We start from the raw sequence: 17,483 nt of genomic DNA, 5'->3' as shown, positions 1-17,483 counted from the left end.
GAAAGACTTTACACCATATTATCATTTTTAAGTATAGCGGAACCAAAAGGATTATCAACCAGCCACAGCCATTCTCCATCTTCATCCCTTTTCATAATGCTGGAAGTATGACCAGTCATGTGTATAGAGTGTCCGTCCGGAGCAATTCCCGTCATTTCCCACTGATCAAGCCACATGGCAAGATCATTCACAACAATCACATGTGGAACTTCTCCCTGAATATCCAGCTTTAATCTGCAGATTTCATTCATTGCCGGTTCTATCTGGGCCAGCCCTCTCAGCTCTCTCCCATCCCTGTCTATATAGACCGCTTCGGGATGAAAACAGCTTAATGCTCCTGCAGCATCTCCGTTTTTTATACAGTAACGGAAATAGGCTACCGCTCCCACTTCTGTTTTTCTGTTAAACTCCTGCATTTTATTTCAGGTTTCTGGAGTTTAATTCTTCTTCTAATTGTTTCTTATTTTTATTCCAGCGGCTAGCAATAGAACCTACAAAAAATAATGGCAAAACAGTTAAAAATCCGAAACCGCCAGTTATAGTACTGTAAATCGAAATACCAACCATTACTCCCAAAAGTACAGCATTGAGAATATTATTGGATTTGATTTCTTTTTTCTTTTCTAATAATTCATGGTCGGTTAATTGTGATAATTCTTTTTCCATGGTTTATTTCAAGTTTTTGGGTTGTTTTTGGGTTTTAAAATGGCAAAAATCATGGTTTCAGGTTTATTTTTACCAAAAGCTAAAATACAATTTTGCTGTGATATTTTTTTATTTCTTTTATTTGTAATGTATTTCAGACCTCTTATTTCTGAAAACTTCAAAGCTTATGGAAGACAATCTGAACTGCATTTACAGCGTCATCAATTTCATGGAAAAGAATTATGATCAGCCCGTCTCTGTAAAGGAACTGGAAGAAGTCTCTCATTATTCTTACCGGAATATTCAGCGTATTTTTAAGTACAGCTGTGGAGAGACCATAGGTGCTTTCCAGCAAAGACTGAAGGTAGAAAATGCTTATAAGAGAATTCTTTATACTCAGGAAAACCTTACCTCCATTGCTATTGAAGTGGGATTTGCCAATATAGCTTCTTTTTCCAAGGCTTTCAAACAACACTTCGGGATTTCACCCAAAGCAGCGAGATTAAGTAAGGAAAAGCTCCTTTGTGGAGATGAAATTATTCCGGTAACTTCCGACATATTACTGGAACCGGAAATTGTATATCTTAAACCCTTTCAGGTATACTATCAAAGCATTAAAACCTATTATAATAATGAAGAAATTGAGGTACTATGGAAAAACTTCATGAAAAACAATTTTCCTGATTCCGGAACAGCATATTTTGGTGTTATAGCAGACGAACCATTGATTAAAACAGAAATCAACTGCCGGTATGATGCATGTTCTTCTACACAATCTGCCAACAAAAAACTGCCTTCAAAAACAATTTTCGGGGGTAAGTATGCCCGTTTTACTCATATGGGCAGCTATGAAACCATAGACGAAACTTACACTAAAATCTATTCCCGCTGGATTTTTAATTCAGGTCTTGAGTTTTCACACTCTCCTATCATAGAAAAATATGAAAGACATACTGAACAGGAAGAGCATCAGGAAGAACAGCTGACTTATATTTTGCTACCTTTGAAGTAAGTTGTCAATTTGGGACAAGTTTTAGCATTTCAATCCATCTAATTTTGCCTTGTTAAAAAATAGATCAATTATGCAAAAAAAGAAAATCATGTTCCTGTTATTACCTGCTCTTTTAATTGCCTGTTCCCAAACAGAACCTACAGAAGATTCAGGAAGTACAAATCCGGGAACTCCCGTTTACAGAATGCCGGAAGAATCTGCAACGCATGAAGGAACCTGGCTTCAATGGCCACATCAATATCAATATGGAACTACTTACCGCAACCGGCTGGATGCAACCTGGGTCGCAATGACCAAAGAACTGGTACAGAGTGAAAAGGTTCATATCATAGCCTATGACGGGGTAGAAAAAGATCGTATTATAGGATTATTAAACAGTGCCGGAGTTTCCCTTACCAATATCAATTTCAAACTTTATCAGACAGATGATTTTTGGGTAAGAGATAATGGTCCAATCTATGTAAAAGATCAAAACGGGCAGTTATTCATTCAGGATTGGGGATTTAACGGCTGGGGTAATAAAGCAGATTACAGCAAATGCAACACAATTCCATCAAAAATAGCAGCAGACACCAATATTCCAAAAATCAATCTCAACTCAGTAATGATCAATGAAGGCGGAAGTGTAGAAATTGACGGGAACGGAGTATTGATGGCTTGTAAAAGTTCTATCCTCAATAACAACAGAAATCCGGGGATGACTCAACAACAGGCAGAAGCCATATTTACCAAAAATTTAGGGGTAACTAAATTTATCTGGCTGAATGGAAAAGCAGGTCTTGATATCACCGATATGCATATTGACGGTTTTGCTCGATTTGCCAATTCGTCTACTATTATCACCATGAGCCCTGATGATCTTGCTTACTGGCAGGTTCCGGACGGTGATATTGATAAATTATATGATGCTACCGCGAAAAATGGTTCTCCTTACCAGTTTGTAAAAGTTCCGTTAACAAGAAACGACGTGATAACCACTTACGGAAAAAATGTAGGCCGTGCTTCTTACATCAATTATTATATCGCAAATAACCGTGTATTGGTTCCTAATTATAATGATCCAAATGATGTTGTTGCCAACAATATTATCCAACAGCTGTATCCCGGCAAACAGGTTGTTGGAATAGACTGCCGTAACTTATTTGCCAATGGCGGAATGGTACACTGTGTAACACAGCAGCAGCCACAATAAACAATATTCCCATTAAATAAAGTCTGCTGATTGTTCGGCGGGCTTTATCATTTATATACAAAGTTGTTTAACCAGATTCTTAAATACTTAACTTAATTATGCCCTATTTGTTAATACAACTGAAAGGCAGTCGCCAAAAAATAGCGTAAATTTGCTCTGTTCATCCGGTAAAGGATGGTTTCCAGTTTAAGTATTATGAAAAAAACAGCAGTTTCTTTATTGGCCCTTCTTCTGAATATTGTTTGCCACGCACAGAATTTTGATGTCATTCCCTTAGGGATTTATGGTGGAGAGCAGGAAGACAATTTATCTGCCTATCTGGTAGGCGCTCCGAAAGACAATGCATTTCTTTGCCTTGATGCAGGTACCGTAAATGCAGGAATACGAAAAGCTATTGAACTGAAAAGCCTTGACGGTTCTGCAGAAACAGTTTTAAAAGATCAGATAAAAGGATATTTTGTATCACATGGTCATTTGGATCATTTATCCGGACTCATTATCAATTCTCCGGCAGATTCTAAAAAAGATATTTTTGCTATAGCTCCGGTGATTCAGATTTTACAAAATCATTATTTTATCACAGATACCTGGATTAATTTTGCCGATCAGGGCCAAAAACCGATCCTTGGAAAATACCATTATAATGAACTTAAGGAAGGAACCGAAATTCCGGCACCTAAAACCCCATTTTTTATAACAGGTTACGAACTGAGTCATGTAAATCCTTATAAAAGCAGTGCAGCATTGGTAAGAAGAGACAATCATTACCTTCTTTATCTGGGAGATACAGGAGCTGACCGCATAGAAAAGTCCGAACGTCTTGATAATCTTTGGACCACTATAGCTCCACTTGTTAAAAAAAGACAGTTAAACACCATATTAATTGAAGTTTCTTTCCCTAACAGCCAGCCCGAACATCTGCTGTTTGGCCACCTTACTCCTAATCTTCTGACTGAAGAACTCAGCAAGCTGAAAGAAAAAACCGGACAAAACAACCTTGAGGGACTCAGCATCGTTGTTACTCATAGAAAACCAACGGGTGATAATCCTGAAATTATCAAAAAAGAGTTATTAAAAAACAATCCCTTAAAAGTAAATTATATCTTCCCGGAACAGGGCAAAAAGATTAGTTTGCCATAAAATAAATTTGAGATATCTCACAATAAAAAACGCCTTGAATCAAATGATTTAAGGCGTTTTTGTTTTATTCAAGTTTGCTAAACTCTCTGATACCTTTTCGATTTCACCGGGTATGCTGAAATGGTTTTGATATCAGGATAACCGCTACAATTCCAAGGAGCATCACAGCGGTATACGCCATATATGCAACGATTTCACCCTGACTCTCATTGCCTTTAGCTACTGTTTCAATAAATAATCCAGTATTGTCCTTAAAGCCGAACATCCAGTGCGCTGAATTCCACGCAAAATGCAAACCAGTAGATAGAGCGATATTTCCTGTTCTTAAAGTAGCGATTCCAAAAAGCAATGCACCTAATCCCGAGCCGATCAGCGCGTTTTTTAAGGTTAAACCAGCAATCATATGCTCCGCAATAAATACCATTGTAACACAGGTTAAGCTTAATATTGGACCTATTTTATCATTAAGCCTCCACAACATATATGTTCTAAAAGTAAGCTCCTCCCGAAGAGCTACAAAAAGGAAAAGTGGAATGTATAAAGCAAATTGGCCTGGCTGAAATTTCGGTGATCTTTTAAAAACTATATCGGTTAAATTAGTAATAATCAAGGTCATTATCCCTACCACCACCACTCCAATGCAAACCCCAATACAAAACTTTGATATCCAGCTTTTTTTACCCCCGAGACCTATTTGCGTTAATGAAATTTTATCCCAGCGTATAAAAATATAAATCAATCCACACGTTAATACTGTTGCAAATATAAGTGAGAATAATTCTGGAAACTTCCATGTCTTGCAAATAGCATTAGAAAATGCAAACAATAGCATACTCAAAAGATAAAATAGAATTATCTTAAAATAGATCCAGGTATTCTTCATTAGGTAAGAATTTATACTGCTTGAATTTACAAAAAAATTACATATACAATTAAAAACCAAATAATTATGTTATAAAAAAAATAAAGCTTGAAAAATAACAATGTGTGATGGATTAATCAATAAAAGATTTGGTACCATATAATTTAAAAAATCAAAGTTACTTTTGTAAGAAATATGGAAAAATGCGAGGAGAAAAACCCATAAAAAAAATCTACTGGTAATCAGTAGGTTTCATTTTGTTTCTAAGGGGAGAGAGTCATGTCGAACTCCCGATACCTCTTTTGAGTTTTCTAAGCAATATTAAATAAATGACAGAATATGTTTTTCAAATTTCAGAAACCCACTATTGATTTTCCCTTTTTAATAGGATCAATTTTATTTAACCGTCCAAATGTAAAAAATTGACTTTAGTAGATTCTGCTTAAAATGTTTTTATTTTAAAATAGGGATTTCAACAAAACTGCTGTTAAACCATTGGATATTTAAGGGTTCTCTGGCATCGAGAATTGTTTCTTCACTCACCTCTTTACCTGTGCCATAATTAAGCTGGGAAAAAGGATTTTTATTAACATTAAGTACAATTGCCAATCTGCTTCCTTTTTGGAGTTGCTTACTTATCAGGTGGGTATTGGAAAAAGGTATGCTTTCTTTTTTTCCGGGTGTCAACAGAGTGCGCTTGGCAGGATCTTTTGCATAACTTGCGCGACCAATATAATAAGACAAGTGAAAATATTTACCCTCCGCAGTAACTTCATATAGCGTGAGACCTATATCAAGATCCTTTTTATTACAGATTAAATTTATTTGTCCGAGAAAGGAGCCATTAATAAGAAATGGTTCTTCAAAGGGTTCAGTAACGAAAACCAAACCATTACCATCAATATTGTCTCGAACAATTGGATCCGGATAATAATCGTTATTACTGCTCTTTCGGTCGGAAAAATCGACCTCTTGTTTAAAGTATTCTAAGTTTTTAGGTTGATGGGAGCTTAAAGAATAGAATTTCCCTAATTTGTTTTTGCTCAAATAGAATTTCAGATATGTATTGTGCATGGCATCTAAGGAAGGGGCGCTACGCCATTGGTCTGTACCTATAACCTGATAATTAATTTTATCTTTTAAAAAATCAGGTTTCTTACCACCTTTTAATATGAAATCAAACCATTGATAAGTATATTCTTTGATATTAAAGCGGGCCAAGGGATCTATTTTATATCCATTGATCATCTCTTCACCTCCTATCTGGGTTCCAAAATGCCCATAAGGTCCTATCACCAGATATGCAGGGGTATCCGGACTGTATTTGTTAAGTTCCCGTAAATAATATAGGCTTGAATTTTGGGAATCATTATAATAACCATCAAAAGCCAAAACCGGGATTTTTATCTGAGCAAAATCTTCTTTATAAGGAGCCATCTTTTGCCAGTAATCATCGAAATCAGGATGGCTTATCCAACGTTGAAACAATCTGTTAGGTGTTCCATCAATACTGTCCATTTTCTTATAGGCAGCTCCGGATTCCCACCATTTGAACATCATTGCTCTGAACCGGTTTCTATTGTTGCCGGTTTCTGTATCCAGATATTTATTGTTGCCAACATAAAAAGACCATTCATAATTCGGGTTGATGAAAATGTTATTTTCCATAGGCAATCCCATTCCCGGCCGGTTAGCAACATAGGGAACAATCGTTTTCAGTGCAGGGTGAACTTTCTTGGTTGCAGCCCATTGTGTAAACCCATTATAACTTCCTCCGTACATTCCGACACTTCCATTGCACCAGGATTGTTTACTGATCCAGTCAATAATATCGTAGGTGTCATTTCCATCGGTTTCGTATGGGTATATTTCATTGGGACTGTATCTTTTACCTCTTGTATAAGCGATTACACCAATATAATCTCTATCTACAGCGTCTTTAAGCGATTGTAAATCCCTGTCTTTATCACGAACATAAATGGTAAATTGCAGGATAACAGGTTTAGGTCTTGTATCACCTTTTTTACGAACAGCAATAGCAGAGAGTAGAGCCCCATCACGCGTTCTGATCATAATGCTGTCCTGAATATCATAGACTTCATCCTGACTCCTAAAATTTGGAGATAATGTCTTTTGAGCATCAACATCAATCATAGCCAATATAATAAACAGCAAAATAAAAATTTTTTTGTAATTATTCATAAAACGGATGATTTTGATTAACAGGTATTTATTATAAGACAATCATATCCCCGATTTATTACATTTAATTGAGCAAAGTGTTAAAAATAAATCCCAATCAAAAATATTTGCAGAGATTCCTTTTTCAATGATTTGGGACAGGTAGGTATAAACATAAAAAAAGGAGACGTTCATTTTTGAACGTCTCCTTTTGCGGAGAGTGAGGGATTCGAACCCCCGGACCTGTTACAGTCAACAGTTTTCAAGACTGCCGCAATCGACCACTCTGCCAACTCTCCCTAAACCCCGGCTATACCGTTGTTTTCAGTGGTGCAAATATAGAACGATTTTTATTTTCTGCAAAACTTTTGCCACACAAATTTTAACAAAACTTAATAATAGACTAGGAATCAGGGGAATTATTTTTCATGAACACACCACCTATTCCCTATCTATGATTGCAATGAAGCTATTTTTTAAAAGATCAGACGGGTATACAAACTGATCTCCATCTTCTCCCTTTATCACAATAGCACCCTGCTCATCGTTCAGGCACTTGTCCAGCTGGGTTTTCAGGTCATTTAGCTTTCCATGGGGAGCATCAATGATGTAGGTTCCGGTAACGTGTGTTATTTTGATGACTTTTGTTTCCATATTCTTTTTGATTAGTTGCTAAATGTAGGAATTTTACTTTAAGTATGAAGATATTTATTCTCATGAACGATCTGTACTTAGCGAGGATATCAAAAAGGAAAACCTGCAGTGATGGAAAAGAAAAGCGAATTCAATCCAGATCTGACAACCAAGTTTTATAAAGGCGATATTGGCTCTATCTCTACCCCTTTTTCTACCATTGAAAAACCTAAAGTCTCTTTTGTGGAAGGTCTTATTTATGAAGGTAAGACAAGCATCAATTGGCTGGGTAAAAAACTGGGATTCAATCTTAAAGAAAAGAAAATCTACATTTTGGATTAGGAATTACAAAAGTATTGTAAAACTGTCATTCTGGCGAAAGAGAATCTTCAAGTTTGAGATTCTTCCTTCGTCAGAATGACAATGTGGAAAGACTTGAGCGCAGGGAAAACCACCCCGTCAAAAATTCTCTGAATTTTCGCCACCCCTCCGAGGGAGTGGAATGTGTATGTCTTCAGTTGTAATGTTTGTCATTCCACAGGAATCTCGGCTTCGTTAAAATACTTTAGATTCCATGTTTTAGTTTGTTCCGCTTGCTTCACCTTTTACTCTCCAACAGGTTCAAACAATTCTATTTTGTTTCCTTCCGGATCAAGAATATGTACAAACTTTCCATATTCATATGTAGCAACCTCATCCAGAACAGTTACACCTTCTTTTTTCAGTTCTTCTACCAATGCTTCAATATTCTCCACATGGTAGTTGATCATAAATTCTTTTGATGAAGGCTCAAAGTACTGAGTAGATTCTTTGAAAGGACTCCACAGTGTATATCCTTTTTTATCAGATTCTTCGTCTTTCCAGTCGAATTTAGCGCCGTATGGACTGGTGGGTAATCCGAGGTGGGTTTTGTACCATTCGTTTACTTGTTCAGGGTCTTTACACTTAAAGAAGATGCCTCCAATAGCGGTTACTCTTTTCATTTTTTATTCGTTTTTTTTAGTTTATATAAATGGAATGCAAAACGGAATCATTTTGCTTGTTCACAAATATATTAATGTTTTTATCAGATATTTCATAAATTTCTCATTGGATATTTGATATGAAGAAATATTTTTGTTGGAAAACACAAAAGCGCAAGTAATATTAAAAAAGTCTGTTATAAGACACAAAGATTTTATCTCCGATAAAATTGATAACGTATATTTTTTGCTGAAAATCTCATATTGAGTGAAGCCGAAATATTCTTGCGACTTAAAATCATACATAAAGTAGAAAAATCTTTGCATCTTTGTGATTACCCAACAATAGGTATATAAGAACAAAAAAGCGCACCCATAAGGCACGCTTTGTATTGTATAAACTGAATACGATTAGTGTAATTCAGCTAAATATTTTTCAGCATCCATTGCAGACATACATCCGCTTCCTGCAGCTGTAATAGCCTGTCTGTAGATATGATCCTGAACGTCTCCTGCAGCAAATACTCCCGGAAGATTTGTTCTTGAAGAACCTTTTTCTGTTAAGATATATCCGTTTTCATCAAGATCTATCTGGCCTGCGAAGATATCAGTATTCGGTTTGTGACCAATTGCAATAAAGATTCCTTCAACATCTACTGTAGATTTCTCCTGAGTCTGGTTGTTGATGATTACCGCTCTTTCTACCAGGCTGTTTTCACCTTCAATCCCGATTAATTCATGGTGGAATTTCACTTCAATATTTGGAGTACTTTCCACTCTGTGAACCATTGCTTTTGAAGCTCTGAAAACGTCTTTTCTTACCAATAAAGTTACTTTCTTACATAATTTTGCAAGATAAGTAGCTTCTTCGGCAGCTGTATCTCCTGCTCCTACTACTACAACATCTTTTCCTCTGTAGAAGAATCCGTCACACGTAGCACAAGCTGAAACACCACCTCCTGCATATTTTTTTTCATCATCAAGACCTAAATACTTTGCAGTAGCTCCTGTAGAGATAATTACTGTTTTTGCCAAAATCTCTTTGTTTCCTGCATATAATTTGTGAACACCGCCAACTTCTTTAGAGAATTCAGCTTTAGTGATCATTTCATAATGAACTTTGGTATCAAATCTTTCTGCCTGTTTTTGCAGATCCATCATCATTTCAGGACCTGTAATCCCAGCTGGATACCCCGGAAAGTTATCCACTTCTGTGGTTGTAGTTAATTGTCCGCCTGGCTCCAAACCTGTATACAATTCAGGTTTAAGGTCTGCTCTTGCTGCATAGATAGCAGCGGTGAAGCCAGAAGGCCCAGATCCAACGATCACACAATCTAAAATGTTTTGCTCCATAATTTACTTGTTCGAAAAGATTTAATTTGAATTAAGACTGCTAATTTCGGAATTTTTAATTTCTCCTTAAAGTTATTTTAATGATACTTGTCAATATCTGATATGTTGAATTTCGATAGGAGTTGTTTTTGGGTTCTGGATTCGGGATTCGAGTTGCGGGGTTCGGGGTTCGGGTTACAGGGGTCGATGTTTAATATGAAAATTAAAAATTTTATTTTCATTCCCACATCAAGTATCGCAAACTCATCTCGTTATCTCGAATCACGAAACTCATTACCACGCATCACGCATCCCGTCTACACTTTCATCTTGATCTTATCTACATTGATAATTTTATAAACCAGCTCTCTGATCAGTTCCGCTTCTCCCATATTCACAGCACCCAGCCCTTTTCCTTTCATATCGAATTCCCGCAAAATAGAAATGACTCTTGTAGCATGTTTCAAAGGATAAAGTCTTGCACTTTCTGCGTAGTCTTTTATAAAATAAGGATTTACCCCCATCTGGGATGCAATGGTCTGTGGAGACTGCCCAGCCATCGTTTGATAGATAATAACGTTTGAAAAGTAATTGTAAAGGCTTGCCAGCATCATTACAAAAGGATTGTTTTTCGGATTCTTTCCCATAAAATGGGCAATTTTAAAAGCAGTATTGGCATTTTTGGTCCCCAAAGCTTTTTGAAGTTCAAAAATGTTATATTCTTTACTGATTCCGATATGGTTTTCAACAATAGTCCCGTCAAGGATTTCTCCTTCTTTAAGAATGATCTTTAATTTGTTGAGTTCATTGACAATTCTTGACAGGTCATTACCAAGATATTCTGCCAGAAGATGGGAAATATTTGGTGCTGTATTGATTTTAAGTTTCGTACATTCATCTGAAATCCATTTAGGAAGATTGCTTTCCTTTACAGATTCACTCAGAAAAAGAGCTTTGGCTTTATCTAAAGCTTTAGCGGCCTTTTTTCGGCTGTCCAGCTTCTTGTGTTTGTGAGCAAAAACCAATACTGTAGAAGGAACAGGGTTTTCTACATAAGATTCCAGAATTCTGTTTTCCTCTTCATTAAATCGCAAATCCTGAGCTTCTTTCACGATAATCACCTGCTTGTCTCCCATCATCGGAAACTGCCTTGCCAAAGAAAGAACTTCTTGATAAGAAGTATCTTTTCCGTAGGTAACTGTTTGGTTGAAAGCTTTTTCATCTTCTTCCAAAAAGTTATTTTCAAGGGCTTTTACAGCGACATCAATAAAGTAAGCTTCTTCTCCGTGGAAAAAATAAATAGGTAAAACTTCTTTATTTTTAATATTTTTGAGGATTAAATCTAATTCTTTCATCTTATTAATGGAACTTCCAAAACTGAATTTTCAGGAAACTTTTGATTTTAAATTCAAGAAAGACAAAGATAAGTTTTTTATTTATGATTTGGTTCGTAAAACTTATCTTCTGCTCACTCCTGAGGAATGGGTAAGACAGCACTGGATACATTATTACCTTACTGTAAAATCCTATTCTACATCAGCCCTGATCACTGAAAAAAAGATTGTCCTGAATGGGCTAACAAAACGTATTGACCTTCTGGTTACTGAGAAAACAGAGCCTGTAATTCTGATCGAATGCAAAGCTCCACAGATCAAATTAACGGAAAAAACATTTGAACAGACAGCAAGGTACAATTCTATTATCGGAGCCAGAGAAATCATTCTGACCAATGGACTTCAGCATATTAATGCTTATTATGAAAACGGGCAGTATCAGTTTTACAGGCCAGAGTAAAGAAAGACAGAGATTAAGAAACTGCTCTATCCCTTTTTCAGATATTGATTTAATAAAGGAATTGAAGAAATTTGAAGCTGACGCTGAACTCTTTTAAATATTTTCTTACTTTTAATCTATCTTACCATCCACTCATTCACAAACAATTAATTATGATACGTTCTATCTTATTAACCACAATGATTATGGCTTCAGGAACCCTTTTCAGCCAGAAACTTAAACCTGTTTCCTATCAGGACGGTTCACAGAAACTAAATGGTCTTATCACTTCCAACGCAGGAAAAAAACTTCCGGGAGTTTTGATTCTGCCAGCCTGGAAAGGAATTGATGAAGAAGCTAAAACAGCAGCTTTAGAGCTTGAAAAACAGGGTTACATTGCCTTCATCGCTGATATTTATGGTGAAGGAAAGATTCCTGCTGACAATGAATCCGCTGCTAAAAGTTCAGGATATTACAAACAGAATTATCAGGAATACCAGAAAAGAATTTCACTGGCGTTGGAACAGCTGAAGAAAAACGGAGCAATTTCTGATAAAACAGCTGTAATTGGATATTGTTTCGGAGGTACCGGAGCATTAGAATCTGCAAGAGGTCATTTGCCTGTTGCCGGAGTGGTTTCTATCCACGGAAGTCTGGCCAGAGATCAGAGCAGAAAAAATGAAACATTAAGTGCTAAAATTCTGGTTGAAAATCCGGCAGATGATAAAAGTGTCACTCCTGATGATTACAATAACCTCATCAAAGAAATGAATGAAGGAAATGCCGACTGGCAGATCATCACCTACGCTCATTCAAAACACACCTTTACAGATCCGAAATCTCCGGATTATAATGAAACTATGGCTAAAAGAGCATGGAATCACACCCTTATGTTCCTAAAGGAAATTCTGAAATAAACTCAGCTTCCATCTAAAATATCAAAAATAAAAAGCGCACCAAGGTGCGCTTTTTTTCATCAATATTAGTTTTTACCCGCAAAAATTATTTTTTTATGATTGGTAATGATCCTGCATTTCCGTTACTGGAACGCCAATTCACATAATAGGTTCCTGATACTCCTTTTTGGAGATCTATTGGCAGTTTATTAACCCCTGCTTCAATATCAGTCTTATATCCATACAATGTTTTGCCTGCAATATCTGTAACCATTACAGTAATGGTCTCTTTTCCTGAAGCGGTGTACTCAAGCTCTGAGAATCCACTGCTTGGGTTTGGATAGAGTTTCGTTTTGTTCTGTTGGGCTGAGTTTGATTTACTAAAAGTTGGAATTACAGGTGGACATGGCTGGCATATATAACAACTGAATTGAGTACACTGAAGAATATATTCTGCAGAAGCAGTACGGGTAAGAGTTACCCCATACCCATAACTTGTAGTAGTACCCGTGTCATGGTATAGCCCGCGATCCATCTCAGGTGTCCAGCATCCGGGAATAATCGTAGTGGATCCTCCCACTGCAGTTGGAATGGGATAATAAAGGCTTGTTAACCCTGGTGAAGGAAAATGAATTTTAAAAGTCTGTGTAATTGGCGGAGCACCTGGAAGTGTTGCAACCAATGGAAAACTATAAGTTTGAGACGCTATTTCAACATCCTTAATAAAATTTTTCTGAAGCGCATTTGGCCCAATTTTCATTTCCAGCAAAGCATCAGAATGTACATGGCCAGAGACTTCCTTCCAAAATGAATCTTGTCTTTTTACAACAATATCATAGGTATAAGGAAAAGGATCTATTATCTTCTGTGCCTTAAATGTTTCGCCAGAAAAAAGTACAGCAATAAGAAGGGCTCCTGTTTTCCCTAAGCTTAAAAATGATTCTGATGATCTAAAGATCTCTGTTAGAGTTTTTTTCATAAGGTAATATTTTTGTGATGGCGTTCTTTGTTATCACGGGACGCCGTTACCGATAAACAGGTACAAGTTGTTTCTTTTTTAAGGAAAAAAAAAGGACTAATGAGCAAGTGAGCAGAAAAAAAACCCAGATGAGTATTTCGATACTTTGAATGAGCAGAAAAGCTGGAAATACAACTTTTTGAAGCATTTCTCATTCTGGGGAATTTTCTATATTAGCCTGAAAACTATGTATCATTACTCCCTCATATTATTCTTTTTGTTTCAAAGCCTGCTGATGTACGGCCAGAAACCCCAGCTGCGACATTATACGCTTAGTGACGGACTGCCCAGCAATACGGTTTACTCAGTGTATCAGGACAGTAAAGGGTTTATCTGGTTCTGTACCAGCTGGGGAATATCGAGGTTTGACGGGCATCATTTTGAGACCATTACCAGCAATCACGGGCTTCCTGATAATGAAACCTTTCAGGCATGGGAAGATCCCTGGCAGCGTTTATGGGTAAGCACTTATAATGGAAGTCCTACCTATATTTATAACGGAAAAGTATATTCTGTACAGAATGACAATCTTTGTCGCTTCATGGAGAAAAGAAGAATCGGGTTTTACGATATTACCCCGAGATGGGATCTGTATTCTGATCAGCACAAAAAATATCTCATAGGCAAAAAAAGTATTTTCAACCCCAAAGATACCATCTCACAATCTCCTAATTATCATTTCAAAGATCAGGGTCAGGACTTTTATGTTTCCACCAAAAAGATTATAAAAAAAACGCATTCTGGAATAAAGACAGCATATGTATTTAAGGAAAAAGCTGTAAGAGCCTGTTTTTATCTGAACGGACATCTGTATGTAAGGTATTATAATATTCTCTACGATATTATATTTAAAGAAGATAAGCCTCTGATTAAAAAAATTGAAATGCCCAGCAATATTCTTGATCTTACGATAGGCAAAAATGATAAAATATGGTGTTGTACCACAAGCGGAATTCTGGAATATGACCCTAATGAGATTGCAGACCAAAGGCCCCATTATATTGCAATGAAAGGCATTGTAAGCTATAGCAGTTTTATAGATAAACAGGGTAATAGCTGGTATCCTACCAATGAAGGGGTATACATGCAGCCCGCAAATAAAACGCTGGTCTATACTACAGATGACGGTCTTACAGATAATAATGTTTTAGTTGTAAAATATTTGCCCGGAGGAAAGCTTCTGGCGGGATACAGCAACAGTGCGATTATGATAGGAGAAAAGAATCGTTTCAAACCTTTATATACACTGGGAGACGGACAATGGAACAGACTAAAGTATATTTTACCTATTGATGATGATACTTTCTTCGCAGGAACTGACAGAGGATTATTCAAATGCAGCCTGACCGGAAATAGATACACAAAACTTCTGGAATTCTCCCAAAAATCAGCATCAATCAAAAATAATACTGTACTGTTAAGCCAAACCAGTACGGAAAAGAGGAATCATCTTATCTATGATCTCAAGAAAGAAACTTTCAGTCAACTCCCAGAATTGATTACTTCTATTGCAGCTCCTGCAACAGCAATTGATACAAAGGGAACCTACTGGCTTGGTACAGTACAGGGACTATTTTACTACAATCCGGCTAAAAAAAAATTCATTCAGGATCCGTCTTTAGGAAAAAATCGTATCACCTCACTCAATTTTCTGAAAGGAAGACTTGTCATTAGTACTCACTCTGATGGTATTTTTATTCGTGACGGACAAAGAATCATTAAGCTGAATAAAACCAATGGCTTAATCAGTAATATTTGTGAGAAGGCCTATGTAGATGAGAAAGAAAGACTATGGGTAAATACAGATAAAGGATTATCCCGAATCACCTTTGATGATGATATGCACTTTTCTGTTTATCATTTCTCCGCTGCTGATGGAGTTCCGAGTCATATGATCAACAATGTTACATTCAGTGAAGGAAAAGCTTTTCTAGCTACGTCAAAAGGAATTATTGTCATCAGCCAGGATCAGGTCAGCAAAAGCCAACCTTACAAAGTATATTTTCTAAAGGCTTCTCTTAAAGACAGCACGGTTTATTATCCGCAGAAAATAAGTCTGAATTATAATCAGAATAATGCTCAAATCATCTATACGGCAATTTCTTATCTGGACGAAAAAGATATCAAGTATAAATATCTTCTGTCTGGGGCTGAAAATGACACCGTAATTACAGAAGAAAGCACCTTAACTCTGGGAGCCTTAAAGCCAGGCAATTATCTTCTCAACATTTGGGCATCTGGTAAAAACAATAGCTGGAATACAACACCGGCTGTTCTGGCCATTGTTGTAAAACCTCCATTTTGGGAAGAACTTTGGTTTATGGGAGGTATATTACTGTTATTATTGGTCTTTATAATCTTAATATACAGGCATCGTGTCAATATTATCCGTAAAAAAGAAGCGGAGAAAACGGAAAGAAAAAAAATGATTGCAGAGCTGGAAATGCAGGCTCTCCGCGCTCAGATTAATCCTCATTTTATCTTTAATGTTCTGAATGCCATCCAGAATTATTATGGCAAAGAAGATGAACTGAATGCCAATTATTACATGGCCGCTTTTTCAGACCTGATACGAAAGACCCTCACCCACTCCAAAGAACACTGGAATACAATTGAGAAAGAAATGTCTATGCTGAAAACTTATATTGAACTGGAGCAGATGCGTTTCAAAAATCACTTCAGCTATGAAATTTTTGTAGAGCTCGGATTGGAACAATTAAAAATCCCGACCATGCTTCTTCAGACTTATACTGAAAATTCTATCAGTCATGGATTGAGGTATCTGAAAACAGGAGGAATTCTAAGGATATCCTGTAGCCGTAGTGAAGACTCCATCATATGTATTGTGGAAGACAACGGCGTAGGATTTGAAAAAGCCCGCGAATTTGACAGCAGACCGGATGATTATAAATCTATGGGACTGAAAATTACCGCCGGAAGAATTTCCGCCATCAATGAACTATATGGAACATCTATTTCTACAGAAATCACCGATAAAAACAATATAAACCCCGATTTACAGGGAACTATTGTCAGAATAACCATAAAAAATACCCCTTTCCTATGAACAGAATAAAATCTATTGTTGTAGATGATGAACAGGAATCCCGCGAGACCCTTCTCCGTTTCTTATCTAAATACTGTCCGGATGTTGAAATAGTCGGGCAAGCCGATTCTGTAAATGAAGCTGTAGAAGTGATCCGGGAGACCTCTCCGGAACTGGTGTTTCTGGACGTGAATATGCCTGTAGAAAATGGTTTCAAATTATTTGATAAGATATCTGATATTAATTTTTATACAGTATTTGTTACCGCTTATGATCAGTACGCTGTAGAGGCATTCAAACATCATGCGGTGGATTATCTTCTCAAGCCCATTGTGATTCATGAATTAATGATTACTGTAAACAGGGTATCCAAACTTCTGGAAGACAAGAATAAAATACAGCAATTATCAGCGCTACTGCAGCACATTAAAACTCCGGTTGAGCAGACTAAAATTGCTTTGCCTACCCTCGAAGGTCTGGTATACGTCCATACCATAGATATTGTGCGCCTTCAGGCTGATGATAATTATACTTCCCTCTATTTCAAAGGCGGAAAGAAAATAGTGGTTTCCCATACCCTTGCCTATTTTGAAGAAACATTGAAGGAGCAGGGCTTTGTCCGTATTCACCATCAGCACCTCATCAACCTTCAGCATGTTGAAAAGTACATCCGCGGGCGGGGCGGCTATATCATTATGAGTGATGAAACATCTTTACAGGTTTCACAGAGAAAGAAAGATGAATTTCTCCGGATTATTAAAAGACTTAAGTAATAAAACGGAAATTTACGT

17 protein-coding genes and 1 tRNA gene are annotated in these 17,483 nt (G+C 36.8%); 8 read left to right on the top strand and 10 right to left on the bottom strand.

The window, feature by feature from the left end:
• Positions 1 to 8 precede the first annotated feature (8 nt).
• A complete protein-coding gene (locus FW780_RS17795; RefSeq protein ID WP_149835006.1) occupies positions 9 to 416 on the bottom strand; it encodes a YybH family protein in 408 nt (135 codons plus the stop codon).
• Position 417: 1 nt separating this feature from the next.
• Positions 418 to 666, bottom strand: coding sequence for a hypothetical protein (locus tag FW780_RS17790; protein WP_077414800.1), 249 nt, complete (start codon positions 664 to 666; stop codon positions 418 to 420).
• 166 nt (positions 667 to 832) lie between these two features.
• Between FW780_RS17790 and FW780_RS17785 the strand changes: the two genes are divergently transcribed.
• From FW780_RS17785 to FW780_RS17775, 3 genes are all read left to right on the top strand, one after another.
• The gene (locus tag FW780_RS17785) at positions 833 to 1,657 is read left to right on the top strand and encodes an AraC family transcriptional regulator (protein WP_149835005.1); all 825 of its coding nucleotides are present in this window, start codon (positions 833 to 835) and stop codon (positions 1,655 to 1,657) included.
• Positions 1,658 to 1,727: 70 nt separating this feature from the next.
• On the top strand, positions 1,728 to 2,849 hold the full coding sequence (locus tag FW780_RS17780; RefSeq protein ID WP_149835004.1) for an agmatine deiminase family protein: 1,122 nt from the start codon (positions 1,728 to 1,730) through the stop codon (positions 2,847 to 2,849).
• A 195-nt stretch (positions 2,850 to 3,044) separates the two neighbouring features.
• Entirely contained in the window at positions 3,045 to 3,989 is a 945-nt protein-coding gene (locus tag FW780_RS17775; protein ID WP_149835003.1) for an MBL fold metallo-hydrolase, read from the top strand.
• Between the two features lie 103 nt (positions 3,990 to 4,092).
• Here FW780_RS17775 and FW780_RS17770 read toward each other — a convergent pair whose 3' ends face one another.
• The 4 genes from FW780_RS17770 to FW780_RS17755 all read right to left on the bottom strand — a co-directional run bounded on the left by FW780_RS17770 (position 4,093) and on the right by FW780_RS17755 (position 7,686).
• Positions 4,093 to 4,872: a CPBP family intramembrane glutamic endopeptidase gene (locus tag FW780_RS17770; protein WP_149835002.1), complete on the bottom strand. Its 780-nt coding sequence runs from the start codon at positions 4,870 to 4,872 to the stop codon at positions 4,093 to 4,095.
• Between the two features lie 432 nt (positions 4,873 to 5,304).
• Positions 5,305 to 7,053, bottom strand: coding sequence for a CocE/NonD family hydrolase (locus FW780_RS17765; RefSeq protein WP_149835001.1), 1,749 nt, complete (start codon positions 7,051 to 7,053; stop codon positions 5,305 to 5,307).
• Between the two features lie 193 nt (positions 7,054 to 7,246).
• Positions 7,247 to 7,331 (bottom strand) — tRNA-Ser (locus tag FW780_RS17760).
• Positions 7,332 to 7,473: 142 nt separating this feature from the next.
• Positions 7,474 to 7,686 (bottom strand): glyceraldehyde-3-phosphate dehydrogenase, encoded by a 213-nt coding sequence (locus tag FW780_RS17755; protein WP_149835000.1) that lies wholly within the window; start codon positions 7,684 to 7,686, stop codon positions 7,474 to 7,476.
• 111 nt (positions 7,687 to 7,797) lie between these two features.
• Here FW780_RS17755 and FW780_RS17750 point away from each other — a divergent pair, with 111 nt between their 5' ends.
• The gene (locus tag FW780_RS17750) at positions 7,798 to 8,007 is read left to right on the top strand and encodes a hypothetical protein (RefSeq protein ID WP_149834999.1); all 210 of its coding nucleotides are present in this window, start codon (positions 7,798 to 7,800) and stop codon (positions 8,005 to 8,007) included.
• A 263-nt stretch (positions 8,008 to 8,270) separates the two neighbouring features.
• Here FW780_RS17750 and FW780_RS17745 read toward each other — a convergent pair whose 3' ends face one another.
• The 3 genes from FW780_RS17745 to holA form a co-directional block, all read right to left on the bottom strand.
• Positions 8,271 to 8,648, bottom strand: a complete 378-nt coding sequence (locus FW780_RS17745; protein ID WP_149834998.1) for a VOC family protein — start codon at positions 8,646 to 8,648, stop codon at positions 8,271 to 8,273.
• A gap of 390 nt (positions 8,649 to 9,038) precedes the next feature.
• Complete coding sequence (trxB, locus tag FW780_RS17740; protein ID WP_047376728.1) at positions 9,039 to 9,980, bottom strand: thioredoxin-disulfide reductase; 942 nt, start codon at positions 9,978 to 9,980, stop codon at positions 9,039 to 9,041.
• A gap of 296 nt (positions 9,981 to 10,276) precedes the next feature.
• Positions 10,277 to 11,314, bottom strand: coding sequence for a DNA polymerase III subunit delta (holA, locus tag FW780_RS17735; RefSeq protein WP_149834997.1), 1,038 nt, complete (start codon positions 11,312 to 11,314; stop codon positions 10,277 to 10,279).
• A gap of 7 nt (positions 11,315 to 11,321) precedes the next feature.
• Here holA and FW780_RS17730 point away from each other — a divergent pair, with 7 nt between their 5' ends.
• Positions 11,322 to 11,753 (top strand): type I restriction enzyme HsdR N-terminal domain-containing protein, encoded by a 432-nt coding sequence (locus FW780_RS17730; protein WP_149834996.1) that lies wholly within the window; start codon positions 11,322 to 11,324, stop codon positions 11,751 to 11,753.
• 152 nt (positions 11,754 to 11,905) lie between these two features.
• On the top strand, positions 11,906 to 12,649 hold the full coding sequence (locus FW780_RS17725; RefSeq protein WP_149834995.1) for a dienelactone hydrolase family protein: 744 nt from the start codon (positions 11,906 to 11,908) through the stop codon (positions 12,647 to 12,649).
• Between the two features lie 85 nt (positions 12,650 to 12,734).
• Here the strand turns inward: FW780_RS17725 and FW780_RS17720 are convergent, their stop codons facing one another.
• On the bottom strand, positions 12,735 to 13,607 hold the full coding sequence (locus FW780_RS17720; RefSeq protein ID WP_149834994.1) for a T9SS type A sorting domain-containing protein: 873 nt from the start codon (positions 13,605 to 13,607) through the stop codon (positions 12,735 to 12,737).
• Between the two features lie 274 nt (positions 13,608 to 13,881).
• Between FW780_RS17720 and FW780_RS17715 the strand changes: the two genes are divergently transcribed.
• Complete coding sequence (locus tag FW780_RS17715; RefSeq protein WP_167510751.1) at positions 13,882 to 16,713, top strand: sensor histidine kinase; 2,832 nt, start codon at positions 13,882 to 13,884, stop codon at positions 16,711 to 16,713.
• Positions 16,710 to 17,465 carry a LytR/AlgR family response regulator transcription factor gene (locus tag FW780_RS17710; protein WP_149834992.1) on the top strand — a complete coding sequence of 252 codons (756 nt, stop codon included), beginning with the start codon at positions 16,710 to 16,712 and terminating at the stop codon, positions 17,463 to 17,465. The genes FW780_RS17715 and FW780_RS17710 overlap by 4 nt, the downstream gene beginning before the upstream one ends.
• Positions 17,466 to 17,483: the final 18 nt, after the last annotated feature.

Source organism: Chryseobacterium sediminis (genome assembly GCF_008386505.1).
Taxonomy (GTDB): Bacteria; Bacteroidota; Bacteroidia; order Flavobacteriales; family Weeksellaceae; genus Chryseobacterium; species Chryseobacterium sediminis.
Note: the sequence above shows the minus strand (reverse complement) of the source record. Positions and strands in the feature narration are given on the sequence as shown.

What these genes read in the sequence shown, in the direction of transcription:
- holA (WP_149834997.1), bottom strand. Translation starts at nt 11,314, where the DNA reads ATGAAAGAATTAGATTTAATCCTCAAAAATATTAAAAATAAAGAAGTT.
- FW780_RS17765 (WP_149835001.1), bottom strand. Translation starts at nt 7,053, where the DNA reads ATGAATAATTACAAAAAAATTTTTATTTTGCTGTTTATTATATTGGCT.
- FW780_RS17750 (WP_149834999.1), top strand. Translation starts at nt 7,798, where the DNA reads ATGGAAAAGAAAAGCGAATTCAATCCAGATCTGACAACCAAGTTTTAT.
- FW780_RS17725 (WP_149834995.1), top strand. Translation starts at nt 11,906, where the DNA reads ATGATACGTTCTATCTTATTAACCACAATGATTATGGCTTCAGGAACC.
- FW780_RS17715 (WP_167510751.1), top strand. Translation starts at nt 13,882, where the DNA reads ATGTACGGCCAGAAACCCCAGCTGCGACATTATACGCTTAGTGACGGA.
- FW780_RS17775 (WP_149835003.1), top strand. Translation starts at nt 3,045, where the DNA reads ATGAAAAAAACAGCAGTTTCTTTATTGGCCCTTCTTCTGAATATTGTT.
- FW780_RS17795 (WP_149835006.1), bottom strand. Translation starts at nt 416, where the DNA reads ATGCAGGAGTTTAACAGAAAAACAGAAGTGGGAGCGGTAGCCTATTTC.
- FW780_RS17790 (WP_077414800.1), bottom strand. Translation starts at nt 666, where the DNA reads ATGGAAAAAGAATTATCACAATTAACCGACCATGAATTATTAGAAAAG.
- trxB (WP_047376728.1), bottom strand. Translation starts at nt 9,980, where the DNA reads ATGGAGCAAAACATTTTAGATTGTGTGATCGTTGGATCTGGGCCTTCT.
- FW780_RS17780 (WP_149835004.1), top strand. Translation starts at nt 1,728, where the DNA reads ATGCAAAAAAAGAAAATCATGTTCCTGTTATTACCTGCTCTTTTAATT.
- FW780_RS17770 (WP_149835002.1), bottom strand. Translation starts at nt 4,872, where the DNA reads ATGAAGAATACCTGGATCTATTTTAAGATAATTCTATTTTATCTTTTG.
- FW780_RS17710 (WP_149834992.1), top strand. Translation starts at nt 16,710, where the DNA reads ATGAACAGAATAAAATCTATTGTTGTAGATGATGAACAGGAATCCCGC.
- FW780_RS17720 (WP_149834994.1), bottom strand. Translation starts at nt 13,607, where the DNA reads ATGAAAAAAACTCTAACAGAGATCTTTAGATCATCAGAATCATTTTTA.
- FW780_RS17745 (WP_149834998.1), bottom strand. Translation starts at nt 8,648, where the DNA reads ATGAAAAGAGTAACCGCTATTGGAGGCATCTTCTTTAAGTGTAAAGAC.
- FW780_RS17755 (WP_149835000.1), bottom strand. Translation starts at nt 7,686, where the DNA reads ATGGAAACAAAAGTCATCAAAATAACACACGTTACCGGAACCTACATC.
- FW780_RS17730 (WP_149834996.1), top strand. Translation starts at nt 11,322, where the DNA reads ATGGAACTTCCAAAACTGAATTTTCAGGAAACTTTTGATTTTAAATTC.
- FW780_RS17785 (WP_149835005.1), top strand. Translation starts at nt 833, where the DNA reads ATGGAAGACAATCTGAACTGCATTTACAGCGTCATCAATTTCATGGAA.